The organism is Solibacillus cecembensis, from assembly GCF_050272495.1.
GTDB classification, from domain to species: Bacteria; Bacillota; Bacilli; order Bacillales_A; family Planococcaceae; genus Solibacillus; species Solibacillus cecembensis.
On the sequence record NZ_JBNNMF010000006.1, the window covers coordinates 147884 to 174449 of the forward strand.

The window sequence follows — 26566 nt, forward strand, 5'->3', positions numbered from 1 at the left end:
CAACCTACTGTGTTGTTAAATGAATACTAACTGTAGTACCTTCATTCACTTTTGAGATGATGGAAACAGTACCGCCATGCGCTTCAATAATATCTCGGGCGATGGCAGTGCCAAGACCTGTGCCTAAATTATGTTCTGTATTCGTACCACGGTAATAACGTTCGAAAATATGTTCAAGGTCTTCTGCAGAAATGCCCTTACCGTTATCAGAAATGGTGATAGAGTCTGCTTCGACATGGACCTTTATCTCAACATCACGTGGATTGTGCAGCAATGCATTATACAAAAAATTCACAACCGCACGTCGCATAAAATGAGCATCAATGCTCTGTATAATGGTATCTGCAGAGGCGTCGAACTCAATATTTGCATGCTCGTACTGTGCCATGTTGAGTGTATCTATTACAATTTCACGTATAAACTGCACGATATTGGTGTTGTTCAGTTGTAAAGGTAATTGCTGATGACGGAGACGCATTGTTAAATTTAAATCATCCAGTAGATCCTGCATGTGGAGTGACTGTTTTTCGATAATACGAGCGTATTCTGCTTGCTCATTTTCCGACAAATTACCTTCGCTTAATAGCTCAGAATAGCCACGAATGGAAGCGAGTGGCGTTTTCATATCATGCGACACATTACTAATCCATTCTTCACGCATTATTTCAAGACGATTTCGTTCGATTTCGTGTGCAGCAAGTTCGCGCGATACCTCATTTAAATTTGAAATAACAGGTTTATACAAACCTTTTGGCGTTTTTACTTGTGCGTGCTTGCGATTTTTTAAATGTTGAATTTGCTCGATTAGTGCATAGAGTGGTTTCGTCAGTGCACGACCAAAAAACCATCCAACAAGGGCTGTCACAAGTAAATCAGCAATGACTATAGCTAAGCCGAACTTTCCAAGAAGCTGTAAAAAAGATGAGGGTGAAAAGTTCCATACCACACGAGACACGCTTCTATCTTGAATCCCAACTAAATAGTTAAATTCATTATTTCCTCCAATATAAACAGTTGTAGATGGATCGATTTCGCGGTATTTATAAGTTTGGATTAATTCAAGCGGTGAATAATGAACCAAGGCATTATCCGGTACATTATACCCGCCAATCATGTCTCCGTTTTGATTTAGCACTTGTACCCACGCATTATGTTCCTTCAATAACTGCAAACCTTTGTCATCAAAGGAAATATCACCATTTTGATATTGAATGTATTGCTCAAATTCCCGTGTGAATTGCTCGGAGTTAGTAGATTCTGGTGCTTGAAAATTTGTTGTTTGCTGATAAATGAACAAGCTAATGAAAATAGCTGTATTGACGAAAATCACAATGATAGCGATGGATAACACAGATAATAAAAACTGTGCAGTGAGTCTCCATTTCATAAATAACGAGCCCCCTTACTTAGCAATAACAAATTTATAGCCTAAGCCTTTTACGGTAGTGATAAAAATCGGATTAGAAGGGTCACTCTCCACTTTTTCACGTAGACGTCGAATATGCACCATGACTGTATTATCAGAGCCGTAAAAATCTTCGCCCCATACACGTTCAAACAATGTTTCCTTACTTAAAATTCGATTTGGATTGTGCATAAAGCAAGCCATTAAGCCGACTTCCTTAGCCGTTAGCTCTAGCAATATGCCATCTTTATGTACTTCCGTTTCATCAGCATTCATCGAAAAGGGACCATTTTCTAGTACATCTTTTTGTGTATCAAGTATAGATGTAGTATCTTGAGTATGATAGCCTGCTCTACGTAACTGTGCTTTCACACGATAAGCGACTTCTTTTGGGCTAAAGGGTTTGGTAATGTAATCATCTCCGCCGATTGCAAGACCTAAAATTTTATCGATTTCTTCTGTTTTGGCCGACATAAAGAGTATCGGCACATGTGAAATTTCACGAATGCGACGACATAAATCATAACCTTCACCATCTGGAAGCATGACATCAAGTAATATAATGTCTGGCGATTCCTTTTGAAAGCTTATCCATGCTTCGGAAATGGTACCGGCTGTGTGAATATTTTTGAAACCTTCCTTTTGAAGGCTTATTTTTAGGAGATTAGCTAAATCCGCCTCATCATCTATGACTAAAATTGTTGGTTCTGGCATATTGTTTCGCTCCAATCCTTATGATATTTGATTATAAATGAAAATTTTCCGAAATACGAAGTGTAGACATCACACCTGTTGATTATCTAGATTCTACCAATATAATATAGCGAAAAAGAGAGTTTCTCTTGTAAAATAGTAGTCATCACAATATACCTTTTTACAAGTGGAATCTCTCTTGGCTAAGAATAAAACGATTTTTAACCTACTTCAAAACTTTCATAAGAGGATATTATGTTTAATAAATGAGCATATATCCTCTTTTCTTTTGCAATTTAGATTTGATATATAAATATTGAAATTATGGTATTTTTATGTATAAAAAAATAGAAAGAATAAATTGGATTAGTTGGAGCGACGTATGCGGTGAAAGTCGCACGTACGGTGTAAACAGGGGGAAAAGCCAGAGATAACTTCAAAGGCTTACCTATCTGTATGAATTATACTTGGTATGGTGAAAATTGTGTTTGTAGAATAATTTTTCGGGACTAAAGATGGAGAATGAAAAAGATTATTTCTAATTAGCTTAATAATGATTTTAAGTATTAGTATTTTAGTAGCAGCGACATTATAAGTCATATCAGTACAGAACAAATTTGCGGTGTCTATACATCATTTATTCTCCTTTTTTAAAAAAATAATAGTTACTATTAAAGATGAACTTTTTTTAGAAGGGGATAAAAACTACTATAAGTGAAAAAAGGCATTAAATAATGAGACCCACCTATAAATTTAAGGTTCCTGTAAACTGTTCTAAAAGTTACTGTAAGGATGGGAGGCTATGATAGCTATAAAGTAATAAAATGCGAAAGAAAAGGAGTTTTTAAGAATGAATTCGTTTGTTACTCAGAAAGAAAGAATCGTTTCCTTAGATATTATTCGTGGGCTAGCGTTATTTGGCATTTTGTTTATAAACGTGGCGGCCTTCAAGGTATTGGTAGAGGGTGAACTGCCTGAATATAGTGGAATTAATGTTACTATTGAAACGCTCATTGATATTTTTATCGAGAAGAAATTCTTTTCGATTTTTTCATTCCTCTTCGGTGTAGGTTTTTATATTTTTGCTTCACGTGCAGAAGCACGTGGCGATAAGCCAAGATGGCGTTTTGCACGACGTTTACTAGCTTTATTATTAATTGGTATCGTCCATATAATTGTTTTTTGGGGCTCAATCCTTTCTATCTATGCAATTATTGGTTTTTTACTTATTCCATTCTATAATGCAAAGATTTCAACGATTAGTAAATGGCTATTTGCTATCATTACTGTTCATGTACTTTCCATTCTCGGACAATTATTTATGCCAAATCAAGGAACCTTTTCCACTGTATTTGGAATATTAGGAAATGATGTAGTTACTATTTTCATCATGTTTTTAACTGGTTTTTTAGTAGCAAAAGCGGATTGGATTAATCATATTAGTGAATGCTCAAAACAACTAAAGTGGATTCAATTTGTGACATTCCCCATTTTTGTAGGGATCTCTCTTTGGATTGGGTTTGCCCCAAAAGGAGATTATCAAAATCTACAATTAATTATTGGTTTAGGTGTAGTTCCGACAACATATTTTTATTTAACTTGTCTATTTGTTATGTTGGAGAACAAAAGCATTGCGAAGTTTCTTAAGCCAATTGGTCGAGTTGGTCAAATGGCATTCACAAATTATTTGGCACAAAGCTTTATTGGCCTAGCTATTATTTCTTTAATGGGGCTTGAAGTTGTTTCACCTTCTTATGTGGTTATTATCGCAATCTTAATTTTTGCCATTCAAATTATCTTTAGTGTTAGCTGGTTCAAATTCTTTAAAATGGGACCATTTGAAAAGCTATGGCGCTATATGACCTATGGAAGAAAAACAGTGCCAAAGAAATAAACAATTACATGCGAAACTCCCTGTGGTGAAAGATCCAATCCGCCGGGGAGTTTTTCGATTAAAGGACTTTCTTGTTGAAGTAACGGGAGCTTTAGTGCATCAAGGATCTTTAAAGCATACAAAAATAAACCTAATAACGTTCCAAAATGCAAGTTTAGGGACAAAATAAAACACTAAAAACATTGTCATACCAATGTTTTTAGTGTTTTTCTTTATTTTATTCCTATGCAGTTTTTGATGCACAATTGTTTGAACCTATATTTAACAAGGTTTTGATGCGGTTCAAAAGAAACTGCACAAACACACGTGTTGAATAAAATCTTGCATACGCAGCCGAAACTTTAACGCTATAAATCAATCTATTCTTTTTAACCTAGATCTTGAACAATCCATTCATAATGCTTTTAGTATAATGAGCATTCAAAAATCGTAATGCTCATCCTTTTTCTCACGTAATGCGGCATGGACTTCTACTAAATCTACCGTGTCGTCAATGAGGCGGTCCAGGCGGAATAATACATCGTCATTGACGATTTCCTTACGGTGAAAATCCTTTTCTTCCGCGAATACATACGTTGGTACGATATGGGCTTTCATGTAAGATAAAATTGGTTTTAGCTGTTGCTCAACCATCATGTAATGCTTGGAAGTACCTGCTGTCACAACCATGCTGACAACTTTATCGCGTAGTCCATTGACAGGGAGTAGGTCAAACACATTTTTCAATGTCGCCGGGATCGAAGCTTGGAACGTCGGTGTTCCGATAATAATGGCATCCGCTTGCATCATCTCTGTTGCAACAAATAATGTATCGCCTTCATATTCAGCATAATTACGGCCATCACTAAAGCGTACATCATAATTCGCTAAGTCAAGCATTGTCACGTCTGCTTGAGGGTATTTTTTTTGTAGTAATTCCACAGTTGTTGACATGGCCGTACGTGTTTTTGAGCCGATTGTTGAACCGACTAATGCTACGATTTTCATTGTACTGCCTCCTTATTTCGCTGTATGTTTTTTAATCGCCGGAATGATGTCATTGCCGATGATTTCAATATTTTTCATCAATTTATCGAATGGCACGCCACCGAAATCAATTTGCGCCATAAAACGTTGCATGCCGAATAATTCATGCTGGTACAGGATTTTTTCGATGATTTCGTCTTTACTGCCGACCATTAATGCATCACGCACATCTGTAGATTGGGCAAATTGTTGCTTTGGATAGCCCGAGCCGCGAATTGCTTGGAAACCACCATTAAGATGTGGGTACATGCCTTGCAATGCTTCTTTTGTTGTATCCGCTACATAAAATAAGCTCGTCGTTGCAATCGGTAATGTTGCAGGATCAAAACCACTTCTTTCTGCCGCTTCACGATAAATGTCAACAGAAGGTTTAAAGTTTACTGCCGGACCACCAAGTGTTGTAAGCATCATCGGAATACCCATGTAACCTGCTTTAATCGCACTTGCAGGAGGACCACCAACCGCGCGCCAAATAGGTAACGAACCGTGCAATGGCTGTGGTAAAATTCGTGCATTTTCAAGTGGCGCACGATATTCACCTTGCCAATTGATAATCTCTTCATCATTAATTTTTTTCAGTAATTCCAGTTTTTCCTCAAAAATTTCCTCGTAATCTTGTAAATCCACACCGAGTAAATGGTAGGCACCGACACGCGAGCCACGACCAGCTACGATTTCTGCACGACCGTTTGAAATTAAGTCAATCGTCGCAAAATCCTCATAGACGCGAACCGGGTCGGATACACTTAACACAGTTGCTGAACTTGTAATTTTGATTTTTTTTGTTGCCTGCGCAATTGCACCTAACACGACAGTATGTGCTTGTGTTGTGAAATATTGCTGATGACTTTCACCTACACCAAATACATCAATGCCCGCTTGCTCAGCTAACTGACTTAATTCAATTAGCTCCTGAATGCGTTGCTGAGGAGAGATAGTTTGCCCTGTTAATGGGTTTGGCATATGGTCTCCTAATGAATAAAGTCCAAATTCCATGCCTTTTGATTGATCAATACGATATTTTTCCATTTTTCATTCTCCTTTAAAATCCATTTTGCTTCCGCTGTAAGTTAAACGATTGGGTGTAATTTTTCTACGATTTCATCACGACGCTCTTCTAAAAAGTCGGGTAAATCAAGTTGTTCACCTAAAGTTTCAACGTTGCCATCACGTAAAAAACCTGGTCCATCTGTTGCGATTTCAAATAAAATGCCGTTTGATTCACGGAAGTACAAGCTCTTGAAATAGAAGCGGTCGATAATGCCAGATGATTGGAAACCGCGTTTTTTTACTTGCTCATCCCAATGCTGTAATTCTTCGTCATTTTTCACACGAATCGCTAAGTGATGGATACTGCCTTTTCCTGGTTTTTCAGAAGGTCCATCTTGCTGAATGATATAAATTTCACCGAATACTTCACCAGCTACTGATTGGAATAGGGCGTCTTGTTCATTTTCAAATACCGTATGATAGCCAAAAATTTCTGTTAACGTACGAGATAGTTTTGACAAGTTTTTCACGGTCATTTCTACGGTGCCCATCCCTTGAATTTGATGTTCATGAGGAACAGGGGAGCCGTCATACGTTTCCCAATGTGACACTTTCTCACCATTTGCAACGATAAGTGCCATGCGTAAGCCTTCCTCATCTTCAAATAGAAGAGCAGGGCGGTTCGCATACGTGGAAATACCTTCATGTTGCACTTCATAGTCATTAAAACGTTTCATCCAATAGTGCAAGCTTTCCTCTGAAGGAACGATCAAGCCAATTTTTGTAATCGCATTTGTACCGCGATGTGTACGTCCTACTAATGGGATTTCAAAAAACGATAATTCAGTCCCTGGGCTACCCGTTTTATCTCCGTAGAATAGGTGGTACATAGATGGTGCGTCTTGGTTTACCGTTAATTTGACACGACGTAAGCCTAAAATTTCACGATAAAAATGGTTATTGTCATTTGCATGTTTCGTAATCATTGAAATATGGTGATGACCTGGAATGTTATACATAAAGTTTCCTCCTAAAGTGTGATTGTTATTTTGCTTTGTTTTCGCTATTTTTTTGTACTCGAGATATTAATTCATATAATGTTTTTTGCTCTTCGACGGATAAACAATCATCGAAAAAGGAAGATTGGAAGGCGAGCTGTGCATCAAATGCATTCGCTAATTGTTGTTTTCCTTTTTCTGTTAATGAAATGTGTTTTGTTTTCCATTGTTGTGTACGTTCGATCAAACCGTCCTGTTCAAGGCGTGACAACATTCGAGAAATACCACCTTGTGTAACGGTTACTTTTTCTGCTAAATCGGATTGTGTAATCGGTGCATAGGAGTCGATTTGCATAAGCACATCAAATTGGGCTGTTGTTAAACCAAAAGGCTTCAGAAATTCATTGGATAATAAATTACTTTGGTGCGTAAAACGCGTAATCCGTAACCAAATGAGCGAGCCGCGTGTATTGTTTTTCATGCCGCCACATCCTTTCGTTACTATCACTTTACTACTCAACTGATAAAAACGCAACACAAATATCTCGATTTCGAAGTAAATTTCTAGGAACGAATTTTAAATTGCGGAAATGGAAATATTTCTTCTATATAGTGGACGTAATTTTGTGCGTTCATGCAAGATAAAATGGAACGACTAAAAAGGATGCTGGATAATCCGAGATAGGACGTATCTCGTATTTCCAGCATCCCATTAATTTGAATCATCGAACATATGAATATGCTTCATTTCATAAAATAAACCTTTCGCTAGTAAAAGTTGTTCAAAGGAGCCGGATTCTACTAGTTGTCCATCTTGCATAACGAAAATTCGATCCATTTTTTCTAATCCGTCTAGCTTATGTGTAATTAAAACAACAGTCCGTGATTCGGGACTTATGAGCAATTCATGGAAGAGGGCGCGTTCTGTTTGAGTATCTAAGCTTGTAAATGGCTCATCTAATAGCCAAATGGCACCATTTTTCAAAAGCACACGTGCAAACGCGAGGCGTTGACGTTCACCACCGGATAAATTTTCGCCCTTTTCTAAAATGGCGTCATCCAAGCTTTTTGGTAGCCGCGCATGCTTTAACGCTTCGATAAGCAGTTCGTCGGTTGCCTGGTCATTGGCAAGTAAAAGATTGTCACGAATCGTCCCCGAGAAAAAGTGATTATGTTGCAGTTGCACGCTCATCTGTGACCATAACGAATCGGCTTCAATCATAGCAATAGGTTGCCCACCAATTAAAAGTTGTCCACTAGTTGGATCTAGTCCTTTTATAAGCAATTGAAAAAGAGTGGATTTCCCTGAGCCACTCGGACCGACAATCGCAATTTTTTCACCTGATTGTATCGTAAATTGGATATCTTTTAAAATTGGCTTATTGAACTGTGCATAGGAAAAATGCACATTTTTTGATTGTATTGTGAAATCATTTGAAAGTGGTAACGGCTTTGTATTTGCTGTGGGGTGTGATGTCACATCTTGCAAACGTATCATCGCTTGTGTTGCACCTTTATAATGATGCGGCACAGTAGCTAATGGAATCGCGGTTTCAAATACAGTGAGCGCGATTAATAATAGCATCGCCAAATACAGTCCGTCCAGCTCGTTCGTTGTCACAAAATACGCACCGATTGTCACGATTAGAAATACCGTCAACAATGAGGCGCTTTGATTGTATAGCTGCATACGGACGAGAGCTTGCTGCTCCTTTCTCACTTCATCGGTATACGCATCACTTAAACGCAGTAGCTCTTTGCTTTTTTGCGCATCTAAATGATGATTTTTCAATTCGCGAAAGCCGTATAAAAACTCAGTTGTATCGGTCAGGAGTTCGCGTTTATAGGGGGCAGGTTGTGTTTTCCTTGCGATTAAAAGCGTTGGAATAATGACAGCCACTAATAAAAATCCAAGTACTAACAGCAAGGCTATCCAAATCGAGAAAAATGCCGTGAAAATGACGGTCCCCAAAAATACAAGCAACGCAACGAGCGGTGGATAAACGACACGTAAAAAGAAGTTTTGAAGCGTCGTGACATCATTCGTAATACGAGCTAACAATTCACCACTTTGATAATGTAAAAATAACTGATTGGCAATGGGCTCTAACCGGTCAAAAAAACGCATTCGAATGGCGGATAAAAGGGAAAATGTCACGCGATGCGAAATATAATGCTCTGCATATTTGCTCGTCGATTTTGCGACACCAAATATTTTCAAAAAGGCAGTTAAAATTAATATGACATAAAACGGTGGCATTAAGGCTGCTTTTGAAATAAGAAAACCGCTTTGTGCAAAAAGGGCAACCGCTGTTAAGCCGCTTATCGTACCCGCAATTAACGCGAGTAGCATCTCTTTTTTCTCATGCCAAATCATTTCATAAAGCTCTTGCATCGGGCAAACCTCCTTTTTTCATCGCCTCAAAATACCGTTCGTGTTGCAATGCTTCAGGTGTACCGCTCGCATGAATGGTGCCATTTTCCAAAATGTATAGAAGATCGGCATGTTGCAATGTTTCGAAGCGGTGGGTTACGAGAATGACGGTTGCATGAGATTTTAAAGTTTGAATCGCATGGGCAATGAGCTGCTCAGTTAACACATCGAGTCCAGCAGTAGGTTCGTCGAAAAACACGACGGTAGGCTGATGAATAAAAGCACGAGCAATGGCAATCCGCTGTTTTTCCCCACCAGATAGTCCGCGACCTGCTTCCCCAATTTTCGTATGGAAACCATCTTGTAAGGAAGTAAACCAATTGCCTAATTGCGCTTTTTGTAATGCATGCCAAATCGCCTCATCGTCAATGGTTTTTCCCATCGTCAAATTGTCTCGCAGTGTACCAGCAAATACGTACGGATGTTGTGAAATCATCGTCATTTGCGCATACCAGCTTTGTTCACTGCATTCGGTGCGAGCGATGCCGTTTATGAAGAGAGAGCCGTGCGTTAGTTCCACTGCGCTTGATAGCATATTTAAGACGGTTGTTTTGCCATGTCCAGTCGGTCCGATAATGGCCACCGTTTTCTTTGCTGGAATGTCGATAGTAATTGGTCCAATCGTAGTCCCATCTGGATAACGATACTCGGCACCTTGTAGTGCAAGAGCAGGGGCGGGCGTGATTGATTGTTGTCCCCATGTGACTGTCTGCACCTCTTTTTCAAGCTCTGTTTGAATGAGCTGCATTGCGCCAAGGCTGCCTTTCCCAGCATGAAACGCAGTACCTAATTCCTTTAAAGAGCTGTAAAATTCAGGTGCTAATGTTAAAACGAAAAATGCTGCAGCAAAGCCGAGCGTCTCAAATACAATCATTTGAAAGCCGATTTCAAGTGCGACAAGCCCGACACCAAGCGTAGTGATAAGTTCGATAAACAGCGTTGATGCAAACGCAATTTTTAACACATCGAGTGTCGTTTCCATAAAGCGTGTATTGTAATGTTGTAAAATATTTCGTTGTTTTGCGCTTTGTGAAAAAAGCTTCAGCGTCTGTAAACCTTGTAAAACATCTAAAAATTTTCCAGAAAAGCGATTCATATTTTCAAGCTGTTGTTCCGATTTTCTTTTCGTTTGTACACCGATAATAATATAAGAAAGAGGAATAAACGGTGCCGTTATGAGCAAAATGACCGCGCTCATTGGATGGGCAAAAAATACGGCAATTAATAAAAACAATGGCACAACGAACGTTTTCATTGTTTGCGGTATATATTCCCGAAAATAGGCGTCGAGCTCATCAACCGTGTCGACGAATAACGAAACTTGATAGCCCGTTTGCTGTAATTTTATATTTTCAATGGAATCTTGACCCCAGCGAGTGAGGAGCTGGGCGCGTATCGATTTTTTAACATGTGCGGAAAGTTGATTACCTGTCCAATGAAGAAAATAATTAGATGTAACCCGAAGTGAAATCGCCAAAAGCAGTCCGTATACATATGGTAAAACGGCTGTAAAAGCGGATTTTTGAATAAATACAGAATCCACAATTTGAATGATGCTATATGCTTGTAAAACAATCGCGAGTCCAAGCAGTAGGGCAATAAACATGAGCGTCAAACGGTAATTTTTCATTGATGGAATCCATTTTTGAAACTGGCGCATTCTATTCCCCCTAAATAAAGCATTATTGTTATTTATTTCACTCTTTTAGATAGATTAAACACAAAAAAGCTAAAGAAGGGGGAGATTCAGTGATTTTTTATAGGGGAGACGGATAGAAAGGGAACAGTGACGGATAGAAAATGAAAAATGATGGATAGCCGCAGTTATTTTATAGGAAATAACAGCAAAAATCGCGCATAAGAAAAAACCAGGCAAGAAGCTACCTGGTTTTATTAGGAGTAATAGGGCATTTAACTAAAAAAATTCAGCGAGCAGCTTGAGCCTTTTCCAATGCTTGTTTAAAATCTTCTAGTAAATCGTCTTCATTTTCTAATCCGACTGAAAAACGTAGAAGACCGTCTGTAATACCGCGTTTCGCACGTTCCTCTGGTTCCATTGCCGCGTGACTCATTTTCGCAGGGTACGATAAAATCGATTCAACTCCGCCAAGGCTCACTGCGAATACTGGGATTTTCATGGCTTCAACGAAAACTTTTGCTATCGTATAGCTCGGTAAAGTAAACGATAGCACTGCACCAGCAGATGTACTCTGGCTTGCATGAATTTCATAGCCTGGATGTGATTTTAACCCAGGATAATAAACGTTTTCTACAAGTGGCTGCGCTTCTAAAAATTCAGCGATGCGCATAGCTACACGCGATTCCTCATTAAAACGCACAGCGGTAGTTTTCATATTTTGGATGAGAGTATAGCAATCTTGTACACCTAAAACAGAGCCAAAAGAGTTTTGGATGAAATAAATACGATCAGCAAGCGCCTCATCTTTTGCTACTACAAGTCCCGCAAGGATGTCAGAATGACCTGATAAAAACTTCGTTGCCGAATGAATGACCACATCTACACCCATTTCGAGTGAACGTTGATGAAGCGGTGTCATAAATGTATTATCTAAAAACGTCATTGCACCGTTCGCCTTTGCGATATCAACAACTGCTCGAATATCCGTAATGCCAAGTGTTGGATTAGAAGGAGTTTCGAGATAAATCAGCTTCGTTTCCGGTTTTACTGCTGCTTTGATTGCTTCAATATCTGTAAAGTCTACAAATGTATGCGTAATGCCAAAGCGCGGCAATACTTTCGTCACAAAGCGGTATGTACCACCATATACATCCTCGGTAATGACAATATGGTCGCCAGCAGATAAAATCATAAAGCAGGCAGATACAGCCGCCATCCCAGTTGCAAATGCAAATCCGCGGTGACCACCTTCAAGTTCAGCAATCGCTTTTTCAAGGGCTGCTCTTGTTGGATTGCCAGAACGGGCATAGTCATATTCGCCAAATTCATCGATTGATTCTTGATGGAATGTTGAGGATAAATACATTGGGACATTGACTGCACCTTTTTTATCCGCGAAGCCTTCACGAACAGCACCATGAATTAACGCGGTTTCGATGCGATTATTCATGCGAATTCACCTCGCAATGTATCAAAGACTTGCTGTAAGTCAGCAATTAAATCGTCCGCTTCCTCAACGCCAATCGAAAAGCGTAGTAGTCGGTCACAAACACCGCGCGCGACACGTTCTTCATATGGAATGTCCGCATGCGTTTGCGTTGCAGGGTACGTGATGAAGCTTTCCACACCACCTAAACTTTCAGCAAATGTAATAAGCTGCATCGCTTTTAAAAATGGATTAACCATCGCGGCATCCTTCACTCGGAATGACAGCATGCCACCTTTACCTGTATATAAAACATCCGTTACAAGTTGTTCAGTAGCTAAATAAGCAGCGATTTTTTTACCATTTACATCATGTTGCTTTAAGCGTAAATGCAATGTTTTTAATCCGCGAATTAAAAGCCAAGAATCCATCGGTGATAGCACTAAGCCCATTCCGTTATGCATAAATGCCAGCTTGTCACAAAGTTCTGCCCCTTTGGCAACAACAATTCCTGCAAGCACATCATTATGACCACCAATATATTTTGTTGCACTATGTAATACAATATCCGCGCCTAATTCAATCGGGCGTTGGAAATATGGTGTATAGAACGTATTATCAACAATTAACAACAGGTCATGCTTTTTCGCTAACTCGGCATAAGCGACTAAATCAATTTCCTGCATTAACGGATTTGTCGGTGTTTCAATGAATAACGCTTTCGTATTTTCTGTAATTAATGATCCCACTTCATTTAAATTAACAAAGGCGTTATAAACAGGACGGATGTTGTAGTTTTCTGCGTATGTTTTAAATAATCGGTAAGTACCACCGTATAAATCGTCCGGTACGATAATTTCATCGTTTGGTTTGAAAATAGAAAGAACTAATTGCACAGCCGCCATCCCAGAGCTACATGCAAATCCAGCATCGCCACTTTCTAAATCTGCCATGCCACGTTCCAACAGTTCACGTGTTGGATTTTTTGTACGTGAATAATCATAACCTGTTGATTCACCAATTCCTGCATGCTTATACGCAGTCGACATATAAATCGGTGGGTTCACCGCACCTGTTTTCGGATCGCTTAAATTGCCAAGCTGAACTAATTTTGTATCAATTGAACGTTGTGACATGAAAGAACACTTCCTTTTTGAATTTACGAAACATTTGCAATGAATCGATTATTACTTCAATTTAACATGAGAAAGTGTTCGGGACAATAGGGGGACAGCTGAAATGTAAAAAACGATGGAATTTCGATAAGAAAAGGAGGAATAAGCATTTAAGTGGGGGATAAATTGATAAAAGAGACATCTTCTATATAAAATAAAAGATGCCTCATAATGTAAAATATTCAATTAGACCGTACGAAGCTTTTTCCGTTTCGTCGGGTCGAGGCGCCGCTCCAACCACAAGAGCAATATGTCTGCCAAAATCGCCATAAGAGCAGTAGGAATCGCACCTGCTAATATGATGGCTGTTCCGTTCGTTGCATTGGTACCGCGAATAATAATGTCGCCTAATCCACCTGCACCGATAAAGGCACCAATCGCGACAATCCCAATCGCGACGACTAACGCAATGCGAATGCCTGTAATGATGACCGATATGCTAAGCGGTAATTCAATCATATAAAGTACTTGCAACTTGGTCATGCCCATCCCACGTCCCGCATCCGTTAAGCTGCGATTAATCGTTGTAATGCCGACATGCGTATTTTTAATAATCGGTAATAACGAATAGAAAAAGACGGTTACAATGACAGTCGTTTTTCCAAGACCTAAAACAAGCATAATCATCGCCATTAATGCGAGCGTCGGAATCGTTTGAATAATATTCGCTAAAGTAGTAATCGGTCCTGTGAAGCGCGGGAATTTTGAAATATAAATACCAATTGGAATGCCGACAACTGAGGCGAGTAAAACACCATAAATGGATAACAAAAAATGACTTACAAATTGCGAAAAGATATAGGATCCGTTTTCATTCATGTAGAAGAAAAATTGCTCTACAACGGATAGTTGCGTTATGTCAGTCATGGCGTGTCACCTCCTGCGAAGTAATTATTTTCCATTAAAAAGTTTTTAGCGACGATACGAGGTTCAATTAAGTTATTATCTGCTAAAAAGTTTAAACGCTGCATTTCTGCGTTCGAAATTTGTCCGACAAGAAGTTGTAATACTTTTTTCACTTCTGGCTTTTCCTCTAATATAAGGTTGGTCGCAAAAGGAGACGCATCATATGGCGGGAAAAATTGAAGGTCATCTTCTAAAACGACTAAATCATACGATGCGATTCGTCCATCTGTCGTGTAGCCAAGCACCGCATCGAGCTCGCCTTGTGCAACTGCATCATAGACAAGTCCAATTTGCATTGGGAAAACACGTCCGAAATTAAAACCATATGCGGCACCAAATGCTTTGTAGCCATCGCCTTCACGATTCATCCACGAGTTATCCACACCAACTTCTAAATCCGTTGCAATCGATTTAAAATCACTAACGGTTTTAAGTTGGTATTTGTCCGCAGTTTCCTTTGTGACCATAAAGGCATACGTATTATTGAAGCCATATGAATCAAAAAACGTCATGTTAAATTTTTCTTGGAAAAGTCGTTGAACAATTTCGAGTGCCTTTTGTGGATCGCTTATTGGCTCCTGTTTGAGCGCACCCATTAAATCTGTTCCGGTGTAGCGAACCGATGAAATATTCGCATCACCATTTACCATAGCTTGATGGAGTACGGTTGATGAGCCGAGATTGCTAATGAGCACAACTTCTTCATTTGTATAATGTTCAATCATATCTTTAAGGATATATCCTAAAATTTGGCTTTCTGTCGTAACGGCAGAAGCGATGCGAATTGTGTCATCATCATTCTTATTACAGGCCGTGAGCAACAGGGTGACTAGGAATAGAGGGAGTAATTTTTTCATGATGACCGACCTCCTTGAATACGAAGCCCTTTCGGAATCATGCTACGTTCGACTCGGCTTAATATAAAGTCAACAACGAGTGCTAATAGTGTCACGACAATCGCACCGCCAACTATGAGGTCGATTTTAAATAAATTTAATCCATTAAAAATATAGTCACCTAAACCACCAGCGCCAATATAAGAGGCGAGTGTTGCCCAAGAAATGACATACACCGCAGAGAGTCGGATACCGGACATAATGATCGGCATCGCTAACGGCAGCTCAACCATACGAAGAGACTGGGCGGGTGTCATGCCCATCGCTCGCCCAGCAGCCTTGACGTTTTCATTAACTGACTGCATCCCAGTAAAAGTGTTGTTTAAAATGGGCAGGAGGGAATAAATGCACAATGCGATAATTGCAGGCGTTTTCCCAACACCTAAAAACGGGATCATAATGGCGAGCAGTGCGAGTGAAGGGACTGTTTGAAGCATACTTGTAATTGTAAGCACGATTTTTGTGATTTTTTTTGTTTTTGATAATAGGATGCCTAAAGGAACTGCAAGGAGTGTACCGATTAATATGGCAATGAAAGAAATATAAAGATGTTCCCACGTCTTTAACAAAATTTCCGCTGTATTTTCAGTGAAAAAGCTCATCATGAGTCCTTCAGCTCCTGTTCCTCATCGCCCCAAATAGTCTCATAAACGATATCGACAATGTTTGCACGTGTAATGAGTCCAATTAAACGGTTTTGATTATCCACGACCGGAATATTGTTTAAATTACGCTTTAAAATACGGCGAACTGAATCTTGTAATTTGGACCCGGTCTTCATATAAACAATGTCTTTAATATAAACTTCCGATACGCTTTTTTTCGACCGAGCATCACCTGTTAAGCTTTCAACATTTAAATAACCGAGCAAGCGATTGTCGCCATCTGTCACGAACAACGTATCAACACGGGATTTAACCATTAATCGAATGGCTTCATCCAAACTGCGTTCAATTGTAATCGAAATGGCTTTGATCATTACTTCATCCACCGTTTTAAAGTTTGGCTTTTGTTGAATCAGACGGTGAGAGCCGATAAATTCCTTGACAAAATTATTGATGGGGTTGGCCAAAATATTGTCTGGCGTATCAAATTGAATCAGCTTTCCTTCATGCATAATCGCAATTTTATCCGCTAATTTAATCGCTTCGTCCATATCATGCGTAACGAAAATAATCGTCTTATTTAAGTTTCTTTGCAGCTCTTTAATTAAATCCTGCAAAGTATCGCGCGTAATGGGGTCAAGTGCCCCAAACGGTTCATCCATTAAAATGATATCTTGTTCGGCGGCTAATGCACGGATAACACCAATCCGTTGTTGCTGACCACCGGATAATTGAGAAGGGTAGTAATCTAAATAGGATTCTGGCAAGTTGACTAATGAGATTAAGTGCCTTGCCGTGGCTTCGGATTTCTCCTTTTGCCATTGAAGTAAACGAGGGACGAGCGTGATATTATCTCGGATGGTCATATGCGGCATTAAACCGATTTGTTGAATGACATAGCCAATACTACGTCTCAGTGTAACGGGATTGATCTTCATCATATCTTTCCCGTTTATTGTCACAGTCCCACTTGTAGGTTCAACCATGCGATTTAACATGCGTAGTGCCGTTGTTTTTCCGCTACCACTTGTACCAATAAAGGCGATGAATTCTCCTTTTTGAATGTCGAGTGTTAAATCATCGACGGCGATTTTTCCACCACGATAAACCTTCTTTAACTTTTCAATATGCAGCATATTCTTCATCTCCTTGTGTAAAATAAAGTTCTCTTTATAACTTATCCAAATTTTCGAAAACTATAAAGTCCACTTTAATAATACCTCATTAATCAGAAAATTAAAAATTTATATGCATTTAGTTGACGTTCAAACGCCCATTTATATAGTAGAACGCTGGCTAAAAAAGTCGAATTTAGTGGTAATGGCAGAGTGACCAATATCCAATTTAGTGAATGAATTGGGCTAAATGGTTGATTATTTTAGACTTTGTATTAATTTCTGAAAATAAAAAGAGAGGACTCTTGTAAAATGTAGGTTATTAACCTTTTACAAAAGAGTCCACTCATATGGAAAGCATAGGAATATTCAAAAAGTGATTCGATGAAATGAATCGATAGGATACGAAATACACGACACTTTATGAATAAGATTGGAGCTTAACCGTTATTAAGCTGCTTTTTTGTCGCTTTTCTTTTTAGCTTTTTTCTTCGCTACTAGTTTCACAACTTTTTTCTTCTCAGCTTTTTTCTTTTCTAACTTTTTTTCAAGTTTCTTTTTGTCTGCTTTTTTCTTTGCTTTCTTCTCTAGTACAACTTCTTCTACTTTGTTTTTCTTGATTTTTTTTGCCATGTTATATTCACCTCTAGTTTATATTTGTGAAGAAAACATTCTGATTTGGTAGAATGCTTACATACTAGTATATATTATCCATAGATGGAAAGTAAATAAAGGTGTTTTAATATATTTAGAATAGACGGATGTTGTAAATTTCCCCCTAATAATGAAGTGGGTGGGATTTTTAAAATAAGTAGTATATAATTATATTTCGAATTGTCTTATAATTAGGGCGTTCCAAATGATTAATTACGGTAGTTAGGGGGATAAACATGAACATAAACTTAGCAACAACCAGTGAAATCAATGAAATTGCAAAATTTGTTACAAAGTTAAATCAGCAAAAATCTACTCATATCGGATATGCTGGTACAGAGTTTGATGAAATTGTTGCTACTTTAGAAGAAGATTTTGTTTTAGAAAATGGTCGTTTGGCATTTGTGCTTTTGAAAAATGAAATTGAAGAAATTGTCGGGGCAATTGGTTTAGATATAGATGAAAATTCAGCAGAAGTTTGGGGACCTTTTGAGGATTCAATTTCTGAAAAGGAACTTACAACACTTTGGCAAACTACGCTTGATCAATTTCCTCATGTAGAAACTGCTCATTTTTTTGTAAATCTTGAAAATACGACTCAACAAAAATTTATTGAGCGATTACATGTTAAAAAAACGGGGGAATATTTAACACTTACAGTTTCAAAAGGGGATTTTGAACCACTGAACAGTCAACGATTATTCCCATTTCAAGCGGGAGATGAAAAGGACTTTGAAAGCTTACACAATGAACTATTTCCGAATACATACTATGACGCAAAGACGATTGTTTCACGTATAAATGAAGACAATAAGCTACTACTATTCAAAAATGAACAGCAGGCTTTGCAAGGATATGCTTATTTTGAAGTAGCAACTGTTTTTGGTGAAGCAAGTTTGGAATACATTGCCGTTTCGCCAAAACACCAAAATCAAGGGTTAGGGACATTATTGTTAAAGGAAGTACTGCAAGAAATATTCAAGCATGACACGATCGCGGAAATTAGACTTTGCGTTGAAAACGATAATGACCGAGCGAATCATGTGTATATGAAGGCTGGATTTAAAATGGATAATATTCTTTTAGGTTACACATTCAATCGATAATGGGCAATTTCAGACACGGGAGGTAATCAATATGCAAAACGCAATTATTTTTGATATGGACGGCACATTATTTCAAACACACCTTATTTTAGAAGGGGCACTCGAACAAACATTTGAAAAATTGCGAGATGAATTGTTGTGGGAGGGACCAACACCACTTGAAAAATATAAGGAAATAATGGGTGTACCGTTAGAAGTTGTTTGGGAAACGCTTTGTCCGCAACATTCATTTACCATAAGAGAGCGCAGCAATGAATGGTTCCAACAGTTTTTAGTGCAGCAAATACAAGAGGGACGAGGGGGCTTATATGAAGGGGTCATAGAAACGCTTCAGCAGCTTTCAAAAGACTATCCAATCTATATTGCAAGCAACGGACAACCGGCATATTTACAAGCGATTGTGACGCATTATGAGCTTGATCGCTGGATTAAAAAGGTTTACAGCATTGAACAAATTGCTTCCCGCGATAAATCATTGCTTGTACATAAAGTCATAGAGGAAAATAATGTCGCAAACGGTTTTGTTATCGGAGACCGTTTATCGGACTTTAAAGCGGCCAAAGATAATCATTTACAATCGATAGGCGTACGTTTTGATTTCGCACAGCAGCAGGAATTAGAAACAGCCGATTTTGTCGTTGAGCAATTTTCGGCTATACTTGCTATTATCAAAAGTAAATAAACTAAAAATATTCATACAAAAAAGCTATTTTGATTTTAGTCAAAATAGCTTTTTCCACCATTACTCAGCTTGTTCTTTCTTCAGTAAGTCGCGAATTTCTTTTAATAGTTCTTCTTTTGCGTCTAATTCAGGTGCTGGAGCTTCCACAACAGCCGCTTCTTTTTTACGATTCAACTTCGCAATAATTCGTAAAACGACAAAAATTACAAAAGCGATAATTAAGAAATCAATAATCGACTGGATAAATACGCCAAGGGCTACTTGTGCATCACCCTTGCCGAATTTCCATTTATCAGTAAGGTCAATACCACCTGTTAATATACCAACTAGAGGCATAATGATGTTTTTTACTAAGGAATCAACAATTTTACCAAATGCAGCACCAATTACTACAGCAACGGCTAAATCCATCACATTCCCGCGCATCGCAAAATCTTTAAAATCTTTCCACATACGTTTCACTCCATATTCTCATGCATTTCTTTATAACTATTTACTATACCAATTGTAGAAATAATTTTCAACTATGAAAAAAGTTGGAACAACCCTTATAATAGAATAGAGTAATTCATTTTTTTGATACAACGATCCATTACATAACAAGAATAAGATTGGTGGCAATTATGACAGCTAAGAAAAAGAATAAACCATTCATCTCACCGAAAGTGAAGCTATTTTTAATCGTGTTATTAATTCCAGTCGCGTTGACGCTTTATGTATTTACTTATTTTACGTGGCAACAATTTAAAGGACTTCCATTCGGGGATCAATTTACCGAAAAGTCCGTGTATCAACAAATCCAGGAACAATTTGATTTGTCAATTCCGATTGAATACATACCGATTTATGTCGCAGCTGAAGAAAAATATAATGTACCGTGGACATTACTTGCGGCTCATCACCGAGTGGAAACGCGTTTTTCGTCGATGAAAAAACTCGTGTCTCCAGTTGGGGCAGAAGGTCATTTACAGTTTATGCCGTGTACGTTTGTTGGTTGGAAACATCCATCATGCAAAGGGCTCGGTCAGGGGGAAATTCCTGAAAAGGACAAAACCAATCCGGCTGTTATTAAAAAGTATGGCGGCTATGGCATTGATGCGAATGGAGACGGGATAGCAGATCCATTCGATATTGAGGATGCTGTTTATAGCGCGGCGAATTTTTTAGCGATTGCGGGTGTTAATAAAGGGCAATTCAAAAAAGCAATTTACCAGTACAATCATAGTGATGCCTATGTAGAAGATATATTGAAATACTACAATCAATACAAAGATTACGATGATCAGTTGAAACTAATTGCATTAAAAGAATGATAGGTTAAGCGAGTGAAATCAAAAATGCCAAGTAGATGGACTTACTCATCATCTACTTGGCATTTCCTATTCTATAATAGAAGGAAAGGAAGCTTTATTTCACTTCTGCCGTCCATTTATCAACAGTTTCTTGATTGTTTTTAATCCAGTCAGCCGCTGCATCTTTTGGCTTTTTCCCACCATTGATTTCTAACATGACTTCTTCCATATCTTCTGCTGTCCAGTGGAACGCATCTAGTACTTTATACGCTTCTGGAGCTTTTTCTTCTAACTTTTTACTGACAAATGTATTAATTGTCTCTTCACCACCAAAAATACCTTGTGGATCTTCTAAATATTTTAAGTCATACGAAGCAAATTTCCAGTGTGGTGACCAGCCTGTAACGATTATATCTTCTTCATTGGCAATTGCTTGTTTTAAAGCAACCGTCATTGCACCTGATGAAGAAGGAAGTAATGACCATGAATTTAAGTTTGGATATCCTTCTAGCGCTTTTTCAGTAGCCATCATAATACCTGCGCCGGGTTCAATTCCAGTAATCGTGGAACCTGCTTCAGCTTTTAAATCCGCAATCGAATTGACATCCATATAACTAGGTACAACTAATCCAATTTTTGCACCGGATAAGTTTTCACCTAAATTAACTAAATTCTCTCCGTACTTTTCTAATTGCGCGGCATGGGTAGCCGGTAACCAGCCCGCAACCATTGCATCGGCTTCATCTTTCGAAACTGCTTCCCACATAATTGCGTTATCGAGTGGTGTAAGTGATACATCATAGCCGATATCTTCTAAAACTTGACCGACTACATGCGTTGAAGCGACTTCTGTATCCCATTCCACATAGGCAAGATTAATTTTCCCTAGTGAATCCTCTTTTTCTGAAGATGAACCGCCCCCACAAGCAGCAAGTAAAATACTCGCACTAATTGTCATAGCACCTAAAAGAAATTTACGTTTTTTCATTTGAAATTCTCCTTTTTTACAGTGATTTTTTATTAAAACTTTGCGTTAATCGATCGACGATAATGGCAAAGATAACTAAGCTAATCCCAGCAACAAAGCCGTTTCCGACCTGTGCACGTTGTAAAGCAGATAATACTTCTCGTCCTAATCCAGGTGCCCCGATCATCGACGCAATGACGACCATTGATAAAGAAAGTAATACCGTTTGGTTAATCCCAGCCATAATTGTTGACTTAGCGATTGGCAACTCTACTTTTAGTAACTTTTGAAGGCCTGTACTTCCGAATGAATCAGCTGCCTCGACTAGTTCTTTTGAAACTTGGCGAATCCCTAAATTCGTAAAGCGAACAGTAGGGGGGAGTGCGAAAATTACTGATGCAAATACACCCGGTACAACACCGATTCCAAAAAACGCAACAGCAGGAATTAAATAAACGAAACCAGGCATTGTTTGCATAAAATCAAGAATGGGCTTAATAATATTGTCTGCCAGTGTGCTCTTAGACATTAAAATACCTAGAGGAATCCCTATAATAATCGCAACGACACTAGCAAATAATACGAGTGTAAAAGTGTTCATTAATTGCTCCCAAAGCTGCTGATTGTAAATGAATAGTAAGCCTAGTATTGAAAAAATCGCTAAGCCAAATTTCTTCCCAGTAGCGAAAAACGCAACAATCGCTATGAGTAAAATGAATAGAATAGGAGGGATAGAGATGAGTAAATTTGTAACAGAATCCATTAACGCGGTTCCGTCTGTTTGAATAAATTTAAATACACTTGAAAATGTATCGGTGAACCAATCCATTACGTTTTCTACTACATCTCCAACAGGTAATACTGGAATTTGATTTAGAAAATTACTCATGATCTTCTACCTCCTGAGTTGCAGAGGAAAGTGACTCAATAATGACCCCACGAATAAGGATTCCGCGCAGCTTCCCTTCATCCACGACTGCTATCGGTGTTGGACAATCCGATATAATTGGTAACACATCTTGGATGAGCGTTGTAGGTTCAACTGTTGGCATATCCATTTGAACGATTTCACGAACCGTTTTTTCCCCAGCTTGTGCCGCTTTGAGTGCATCAGTTGCTGTAATATATCCTTTAAACTGACGTTGTTTATCGATTGCAATGAGTACACTTATTTCTTCCTCACGCATACGTTGTAGGGCTACTTTAGGACCATCATTTTCAACGTTAATCGTCATTGCTCGAACCATAACATGTTCAGCAGTTAACACTTTCGAACGGTCAACATCCTCTAAAAACGTACGAATATACGCGTTTGCCGGATTCGTTAAAATTTCTTCCCCAGTACCGATTTGAATGATTTTCCCGTCCTTCATAATGGCAATGCGATCGCCAATACGAAGTGCCTCATTTAAATCATGTGTAATGAAAATGATTGTTTTTTGGACATTTGCTTGAAGTTCTAATAATTCGTCTTGCATCTCTTTTCGAATTAGTGGATCGAGTGCAGAAAAAGCTTCATCCATGAGCAAAATTTCTGGATCATTCGCAAGTGCTCTCGCTAAACCAACGCGCTGCTGCATGCCACCAGATAATTGATGAGGATACTGATCTTTATAAGCCAGTAAACCTGCATTATTTAAAGCCTTTTCTGCTTTCAATCTTTTTTCTTCCTTAGCAATACCACGGATTTCTAAGCCATATTGTGTATTTTCTAAAATGGTACGATGAGGGAATAGGCCAAAATTTTGGAAAACCATACTCATTTTTTCACGGCGAATTTGCTGTAGTTGGCTTTTCTTAAGACGTGTTATTTTTTCACCGTCAATGAATATTTCTCCACCAGTCGGATCAATGAGACGATTTAGTAGGCGAATGAGCGTAGACTTTCCGCTTCCTGATAAGCCCATAATGACAAAAATTTCGCCTTCATTGACGGTGAATGATGCATCATACACACCCACTGTTGCACCTGTTTTTTGCAGGATTTCTGTTTTACTCATTTGTTTTTCGACAAGCTTCATTGCATTTGCAGATTGCTTACCGAAAATTTTGGTGACATTTTCTACTCTTAATTTTTCCATACTATCACATCAACTTTCTATTAATTAAAGTAACAACTTAATGTTAACGTGAAGTTGTTACTTTTGTCAAATGAGCGATTCTAATAAAAAATAGTTGAGGTGTTTCATTGAGTTTTCCTTTTTTTGAGAATTAATGCTGTTGGTCTTTATAGAGAAATACATGTTGAACGCCCGTCAAATATAGGTTTCTTTGATTTTTAAGAAGGTGTTTTATTTATCATTGATGTTTGGAGAAAAGTGGAGTTAGTAATAGGTGAGAGGGTCTGAAAATGTGAAAAAATGCCTAAAATTGCAGAGGCAAAATTTTAGGCATTATACTAATTTCGTATTTTTAAGTATGAAAAAACGCGGTTATTTTTGGTTAAAGTTGTAAAAAATGTTGTGCATTTGCCAACGACTCATCATCACCTATAAAGTAAATGACATTGCCTGCTTCGAGCGTTGCATAGGGACCGGGGGACATAATTAAATCGTCACCTTTCCTTATGCCGACAATTGTTGCTCTTGTATTTTGCCAAAAGTTAATTTCCCCAATATTTTTGTGAAGGAAAGGGCAATTTTCCATAATTTCTATTTGGGAAGGGATGAACGGATTAATATTACGAAATCGGTTCGTTCGATTAATCAATTCTTTTGTCGTCTCTTTTAAAGTATTAAGTTCGTCGATTTGTTTGTTGATGCTTTGTTGCAGCGTCGATTGCAATTCCCAAATGGATTGAACGCCTTCAAGCCGCTGAACAAATTTGGCGGCATTTTCATACGATGTAATAATAACGCCACTACCTTTTGTTGCTTCTACAATGTCTAAATCTTGCAATACGGCAATGGCACGGCGGGCGGTTTCTGCTGAAACACCGTACTGAGATGCGAGCGATGAGCGTGCATAAATTTTTTCACCAACGATATATTTTTTTTCTACAATTTTAGAAGCGATATCTTCAGCAATTGTTTGATATTTCGGTTGTTTGATTTGTAGTTTCTTTGATTCCATTAGTTGAACCTCTTTCTATCGATCATCATCCCTATCGTACATTATTTTAAAGAATAAGCATACTTAGTTTTTACAGGATTGTTTTTATATTTGATTCTTTTTGGAATAAAGTAAATTATTACTGTCATAAAGGGAAATTCCCCCTATAATATTGTCAATTCTAGCATGTGCAGTTTATTAAATAATGTTAAAATAATTTTATTTTATTCATGACAAAAGGCACTCAGATGGAACCTCATTCTGAGTGCCTTTATCGAGGGTAAAGGGAGTGTGATCTCCTCTTTACTGTGTATCTTTAAACGTATTACGTTGCTTTGCGCATGGATTTTAAGGCAAAGCTCACGATAAATATTAAGACAATGGCACCGATTAGAGCAGGGAATACATAGAAGTCAGATACTTTCCAACCCCAGTTACCTAAAACCATGCTACCAATCCATGAGCCGACGATACCAGCGATAATATTACCTATAATTCCACCTGGAACATCTTTTCCTAAAACAACGCCCGCTAACCAACCTAACAAACCACCGATGATTAAAAACCAAATGAAACTGATCATGTTGTTCAACTCCTTTTGCAAGAATAAAAAAAGATAACGGCATCTACTTAATTATTGCCAAAAGTTTAAACAGTTAAACATTGAAATAAAAAATTTTTTAAAGTATTGTTGCGCCGAGTGTGTGTTGGAAATGTTGAAGTGCCCAGTCATGCCCAACCGCGTTAAAGCTTGCAACACCATCTTTTGGAACGGTAATCATATACCCTAAATTATATGCGTCAACAGCTGTATGTAATACACAAATATCCGTACAAACGCCTACGAGGACTACTTCTGAAATGTTTCGAGCACGCAATAAAATATCTAAATTTGTTCCCGCAAATGCGCTATAACGTGTTTTATCAAAAGAAATGACCTGATCTTTATATTTCTCATAGGCATCTTTAACCGCCCCGTACAAGTCGCGCCCTGGCGTCCCAATAATATTGTGAGGTGGGAACAGTTTCGTTTCGGGATGAAATGGATCTTGTTCAAAATGGATATCATTGGCAAATAAGACCGCGTCTTGTTGCTTAATAAACTGTTCGATTAGGGAAGTAATGGTCCCTTCAATCGCTTGTCCAGGTACACCACAAGTTAAATTTCCGTCTGTAGCAACAAAATCATACGTGTAATCAATCACGATTAAAGCTTTTTTTGACATCGAAAAACCCTCCTAAAAATGTATTGCTACTATTATGACATGTAACAAAGAATAATGGATGAAAAAAAGTTCACAATTTGTTCGAAAATTTTTGATTTTTCACCTTGTATGTTGTATAGTTTTATTAATTCAAAAGAAGAGGTGATGAACATGGACTTAGCTGTAATGAAAAAATTGAATCGCCAAGGACTTATTTTCGTTGGTATCCATAGTTTAGTTATATTGAATTTTGCCTTTGAATTAATGCTATTACACTAATAAACTTGAAAATGAAAAAATCTAAAAAGCTATTTGGGACTGACCCCCGTATATAAGACAGAGGTCAAAAAAGCATTTATCCAACCAGTTGTCGGTATTGAACCGGCGACTGGTTGTTTAATTTCGCT

General features: G+C 38.2%; 27 protein-coding genes. 5 read left to right on the plus strand and 22 right to left on the minus strand.

The genetic code is table 11. The annotated features are described in order from the left end of the window. Nucleotides 1-4: 4 nt before the first annotated feature. Together ACQKIH_RS07515 and ACQKIH_RS07520 are read right to left on the minus strand one after the other, a co-directional pair. Nucleotides 5-1387: a sensor histidine kinase gene (locus tag ACQKIH_RS07515; protein WP_057983116.1), complete on the minus strand. Its 1383-nt coding sequence runs from the start codon at nt 1385-1387 to the stop codon at nt 5-7. A gap of 15 nt (nt 1388-1402) precedes the next feature. Continuing rightward, nucleotides 1403-2119, minus strand: coding sequence for a response regulator transcription factor (locus ACQKIH_RS07520; RefSeq protein WP_057983118.1), 717 nt, complete (start codon nt 2117-2119; stop codon nt 1403-1405). A gap of 829 nt (nt 2120-2948) precedes the next feature. On the opposite strand from ACQKIH_RS07520, the gene ACQKIH_RS07525 reads away from it, so the two are divergent. Then, a complete protein-coding gene (locus ACQKIH_RS07525) occupies nt 2949-3992 on the plus strand; it encodes a DUF418 domain-containing protein (protein WP_427764655.1) in 1044 nt (347 codons plus the stop codon). Further along, complete coding sequence (locus ACQKIH_RS07530; RefSeq protein ID WP_427764658.1) at nt 3964-4161, plus strand: hypothetical protein; 198 nt, start codon at nt 3964-3966, stop codon at nt 4159-4161. Before ACQKIH_RS07525 ends, ACQKIH_RS07530 begins: the two co-directional genes overlap by 29 nt. Before the next feature lie 251 nt (nt 4162-4412). Here the strand turns inward: ACQKIH_RS07530 and ACQKIH_RS07535 are convergent, their stop codons facing one another. From ACQKIH_RS07535 to ACQKIH_RS07595, 13 genes are all read right to left on the minus strand, one after another. Further along, nucleotides 4413-4979, minus strand: a complete 567-nt coding sequence (locus ACQKIH_RS07535; RefSeq protein WP_427764661.1) for an NADPH-dependent FMN reductase — start codon at nt 4977-4979, stop codon at nt 4413-4415. 12 nt (nt 4980-4991) lie between these two features. After that, nucleotides 4992-6047 carry an LLM class flavin-dependent oxidoreductase gene (locus ACQKIH_RS07540; protein ID WP_427764664.1) on the minus strand — a complete coding sequence of 352 codons (1056 nt, stop codon included), beginning with the start codon at nt 6045-6047 and terminating at the stop codon, nt 4992-4994. A gap of 41 nt (nt 6048-6088) precedes the next feature. Then, complete coding sequence (locus ACQKIH_RS07545; protein WP_427764666.1) at nt 6089-7027, minus strand: ring-cleaving dioxygenase; 939 nt, start codon at nt 7025-7027, stop codon at nt 6089-6091. Nucleotides 7028-7052: 25 nt separating this feature from the next. After that, nucleotides 7053-7487 (minus strand): MarR family winged helix-turn-helix transcriptional regulator, encoded by a 435-nt coding sequence (locus tag ACQKIH_RS07550; RefSeq protein ID WP_427764669.1) that lies wholly within the window; start codon nt 7485-7487, stop codon nt 7053-7055. Nucleotides 7488-7718: 231 nt separating this feature from the next. Further along, entirely contained in the window at nt 7719-9401 is a 1683-nt protein-coding gene (gene cydC, locus ACQKIH_RS07555) for a thiol reductant ABC exporter subunit CydC (protein WP_427764671.1), read from the minus strand. Then, a complete protein-coding gene (gene cydD, locus ACQKIH_RS07560; protein ID WP_427764673.1) occupies nt 9385-11100 on the minus strand; it encodes a thiol reductant ABC exporter subunit CydD in 1716 nt (571 codons plus the stop codon). The genes cydC and cydD overlap by 17 nt, the downstream gene beginning before the upstream one ends. A 265-nt stretch (nt 11101-11365) precedes the next feature. After that, nucleotides 11366-12529, minus strand: a complete 1164-nt coding sequence (locus ACQKIH_RS07565; protein WP_427764675.1) for an aminotransferase class I/II-fold pyridoxal phosphate-dependent enzyme — start codon at nt 12527-12529, stop codon at nt 11366-11368. Further along, entirely contained in the window at nt 12526-13641 is a 1116-nt protein-coding gene (locus tag ACQKIH_RS07570) for a methionine biosynthesis PLP-dependent protein (RefSeq protein WP_427764678.1), read from the minus strand. Before ACQKIH_RS07570 ends, ACQKIH_RS07565 begins: the two co-directional genes overlap by 4 nt. 225 nt (nt 13642-13866) lie before the next feature. Then, a complete protein-coding gene (locus ACQKIH_RS07575; protein ID WP_057983143.1) occupies nt 13867-14547 on the minus strand; it encodes an ABC transporter permease in 681 nt (226 codons plus the stop codon). Continuing rightward, on the minus strand, nt 14544-15443 hold the full coding sequence (locus tag ACQKIH_RS07580; protein ID WP_427764681.1) for an osmoprotectant ABC transporter substrate-binding protein: 900 nt from the start codon (nt 15441-15443) through the stop codon (nt 14544-14546). The genes ACQKIH_RS07575 and ACQKIH_RS07580 overlap by 4 nt, the downstream gene beginning before the upstream one ends. Next, complete coding sequence (locus tag ACQKIH_RS07585) at nt 15440-16087, minus strand: ABC transporter permease (RefSeq protein WP_427764684.1); 648 nt, start codon at nt 16085-16087, stop codon at nt 15440-15442. Before ACQKIH_RS07585 ends, ACQKIH_RS07580 begins: the two co-directional genes overlap by 4 nt. After that, entirely contained in the window at nt 16084-17223 is a 1140-nt protein-coding gene (locus tag ACQKIH_RS07590; RefSeq protein WP_057983148.1) for a betaine/proline/choline family ABC transporter ATP-binding protein, read from the minus strand. The genes ACQKIH_RS07585 and ACQKIH_RS07590 overlap by 4 nt, the downstream gene beginning before the upstream one ends. A 429-nt stretch (nt 17224-17652) precedes the next feature. Further along, on the minus strand, nt 17653-17835 hold the full coding sequence (locus tag ACQKIH_RS07595; RefSeq protein ID WP_057983150.1) for a hypothetical protein: 183 nt from the start codon (nt 17833-17835) through the stop codon (nt 17653-17655). Nucleotides 17836-18092: 257 nt separating this feature from the next. Here ACQKIH_RS07595 and ACQKIH_RS07600 point away from each other — a divergent pair, with 257 nt between their 5' ends. Together ACQKIH_RS07600 and ACQKIH_RS07605 are read left to right on the plus strand one after the other, a co-directional pair. Then, entirely contained in the window at nt 18093-18962 is an 870-nt protein-coding gene (locus ACQKIH_RS07600; protein WP_427764688.1) for a GNAT family N-acetyltransferase, read from the plus strand. Between the two features lie 31 nt (nt 18963-18993). After that, nucleotides 18994-19644 carry an HAD hydrolase-like protein gene (locus ACQKIH_RS07605; RefSeq protein WP_427764691.1) on the plus strand — a complete coding sequence of 217 codons (651 nt, stop codon included), beginning with the start codon at nt 18994-18996 and terminating at the stop codon, nt 19642-19644. 60 nt (nt 19645-19704) lie between these two features. Here the strand turns inward: ACQKIH_RS07605 and mscL are convergent, their stop codons facing one another. Next, nucleotides 19705-20097: a large conductance mechanosensitive channel protein MscL gene (gene mscL / locus ACQKIH_RS07610; RefSeq protein ID WP_057983154.1), complete on the minus strand. Its 393-nt coding sequence runs from the start codon at nt 20095-20097 to the stop codon at nt 19705-19707. Between the two features lie 170 nt (nt 20098-20267). Here mscL and ACQKIH_RS07615 point away from each other — a divergent pair, with 170 nt between their 5' ends. Next, nucleotides 20268-20957: a lytic transglycosylase domain-containing protein gene (locus ACQKIH_RS07615; protein WP_057983156.1), complete on the plus strand. Its 690-nt coding sequence runs from the start codon at nt 20268-20270 to the stop codon at nt 20955-20957. A gap of 94 nt (nt 20958-21051) precedes the next feature. On the opposite strand, the gene ACQKIH_RS07620 is transcribed toward ACQKIH_RS07615, so the two are convergent. From ACQKIH_RS07620 to ACQKIH_RS07645, 6 genes are all read right to left on the minus strand, one after another. After that, nucleotides 21052-21924 (minus strand): glycine betaine ABC transporter substrate-binding protein, encoded by an 873-nt coding sequence (locus ACQKIH_RS07620; protein ID WP_057983161.1) that lies wholly within the window; start codon nt 21922-21924, stop codon nt 21052-21054. A 16-nt stretch (nt 21925-21940) separates the two neighbouring features. After that, nucleotides 21941-22792 (minus strand): ABC transporter permease, encoded by an 852-nt coding sequence (locus tag ACQKIH_RS07625; protein ID WP_427764696.1) that lies wholly within the window; start codon nt 22790-22792, stop codon nt 21941-21943. Beyond that, complete coding sequence (locus tag ACQKIH_RS07630) at nt 22785-23984, minus strand: quaternary amine ABC transporter ATP-binding protein (RefSeq protein WP_427764700.1); 1200 nt, start codon at nt 23982-23984, stop codon at nt 22785-22787. Before ACQKIH_RS07630 ends, ACQKIH_RS07625 begins: the two co-directional genes overlap by 8 nt. Before the next feature lie 361 nt (nt 23985-24345). Further along, nucleotides 24346-24975, minus strand: a complete 630-nt coding sequence (locus ACQKIH_RS07635) for a cation:proton antiporter regulatory subunit (protein WP_427764703.1) — start codon at nt 24973-24975, stop codon at nt 24346-24348. A 304-nt stretch (nt 24976-25279) separates the two neighbouring features. Continuing rightward, complete coding sequence (locus ACQKIH_RS07640) at nt 25280-25537, minus strand: GlsB/YeaQ/YmgE family stress response membrane protein (protein WP_057983169.1); 258 nt, start codon at nt 25535-25537, stop codon at nt 25280-25282. Between the two features lie 97 nt (nt 25538-25634). Beyond that, complete coding sequence (locus ACQKIH_RS07645) at nt 25635-26180, minus strand: cysteine hydrolase family protein (protein WP_427764705.1); 546 nt, start codon at nt 26178-26180, stop codon at nt 25635-25637. Nucleotides 26181-26566: the final 386 nt, after the last annotated feature.

Coding starts and splice junctions, on each gene's coding strand:
- ACQKIH_RS07620 (WP_057983161.1), bottom strand. CDS start 21,924: ATGAAAAAACGTAAATTTCTTTTAGGTGCTATGACAATTAGTGCGAGT.
- ACQKIH_RS07615 (WP_057983156.1), top strand. CDS start 20,268: ATGACAGCTAAGAAAAAGAATAAACCATTCATCTCACCGAAAGTGAAG.
- ACQKIH_RS07515 (WP_057983116.1), bottom strand. CDS start 1,387: ATGAAATGGAGACTCACTGCACAGTTTTTATTATCTGTGTTATCCATC.
- ACQKIH_RS07585 (WP_427764684.1), bottom strand. CDS start 16,087: ATGATGAGCTTTTTCACTGAAAATACAGCGGAAATTTTGTTAAAGACG.
- ACQKIH_RS07530 (WP_427764658.1), top strand. CDS start 3,964: ATGGAAGAAAAACAGTGCCAAAGAAATAAACAATTACATGCGAAACTC.
- ACQKIH_RS07540 (WP_427764664.1), bottom strand. CDS start 6,047: ATGGAAAAATATCGTATTGATCAATCAAAAGGCATGGAATTTGGACTT.
- ACQKIH_RS07580 (WP_427764681.1), bottom strand. CDS start 15,443: ATGAAAAAATTACTCCCTCTATTCCTAGTCACCCTGTTGCTCACGGCC.
- ACQKIH_RS07545 (WP_427764666.1), bottom strand. CDS start 7,027: ATGTATAACATTCCAGGTCATCACCATATTTCAATGATTACGAAACAT.
- ACQKIH_RS07550 (WP_427764669.1), bottom strand. CDS start 7,487: ATGAAAAACAATACACGCGGCTCGCTCATTTGGTTACGGATTACGCGT.
- ACQKIH_RS07635 (WP_427764703.1), bottom strand. CDS start 24,975: ATGGAATCAAAGAAACTACAAATCAAACAACCGAAATATCAAACAATT.
- ACQKIH_RS07640 (WP_057983169.1), bottom strand. CDS start 25,537: ATGATCAGTTTCATTTGGTTTTTAATCATCGGTGGTTTGTTAGGTTGG.
- ACQKIH_RS07630 (WP_427764700.1), bottom strand. CDS start 23,984: ATGGAAAAATTAAGAGTAGAAAATGTCACCAAAATTTTCGGTAAGCAA.
- cydD (WP_427764673.1), bottom strand. CDS start 11,100: ATGCGCCAGTTTCAAAAATGGATTCCATCAATGAAAAATTACCGTTTG.
- mscL (WP_057983154.1), bottom strand. CDS start 20,097: ATGTGGAAAGATTTTAAAGATTTTGCGATGCGCGGGAATGTGATGGAT.
- ACQKIH_RS07570 (WP_427764678.1), bottom strand. CDS start 13,641: ATGTCACAACGTTCAATTGATACAAAATTAGTTCAGCTTGGCAATTTA.
- ACQKIH_RS07625 (WP_427764696.1), bottom strand. CDS start 22,792: ATGAGTAATTTTCTAAATCAAATTCCAGTATTACCTGTTGGAGATGTA.
- ACQKIH_RS07600 (WP_427764688.1), top strand. CDS start 18,093: ATGAACATAAACTTAGCAACAACCAGTGAAATCAATGAAATTGCAAAA.
- ACQKIH_RS07645 (WP_427764705.1), bottom strand. CDS start 26,180: ATGTCAAAAAAAGCTTTAATCGTGATTGATTACACGTATGATTTTGTT.
- ACQKIH_RS07520 (WP_057983118.1), bottom strand. CDS start 2,119: ATGCCAGAACCAACAATTTTAGTCATAGATGATGAGGCGGATTTAGCT.
- ACQKIH_RS07565 (WP_427764675.1), bottom strand. CDS start 12,529: ATGAATAATCGCATCGAAACCGCGTTAATTCATGGTGCTGTTCGTGAA.
- ACQKIH_RS07535 (WP_427764661.1), bottom strand. CDS start 4,979: ATGAAAATCGTAGCATTAGTCGGTTCAACAATCGGCTCAAAAACACGT.
- cydC (WP_427764671.1), bottom strand. CDS start 9,401: ATGCAAGAGCTTTATGAAATGATTTGGCATGAGAAAAAAGAGATGCTA.
- ACQKIH_RS07595 (WP_057983150.1), bottom strand. CDS start 17,835: ATGGCAAAAAAAATCAAGAAAAACAAAGTAGAAGAAGTTGTACTAGAG.
- ACQKIH_RS07575 (WP_057983143.1), bottom strand. CDS start 14,547: ATGACTGACATAACGCAACTATCCGTTGTAGAGCAATTTTTCTTCTAC.
- ACQKIH_RS07525 (WP_427764655.1), top strand. CDS start 2,949: ATGAATTCGTTTGTTACTCAGAAAGAAAGAATCGTTTCCTTAGATATT.
- ACQKIH_RS07605 (WP_427764691.1), top strand. CDS start 18,994: ATGCAAAACGCAATTATTTTTGATATGGACGGCACATTATTTCAAACA.
- ACQKIH_RS07590 (WP_057983148.1), bottom strand. CDS start 17,223: ATGCTGCATATTGAAAAGTTAAAGAAGGTTTATCGTGGTGGAAAAATC.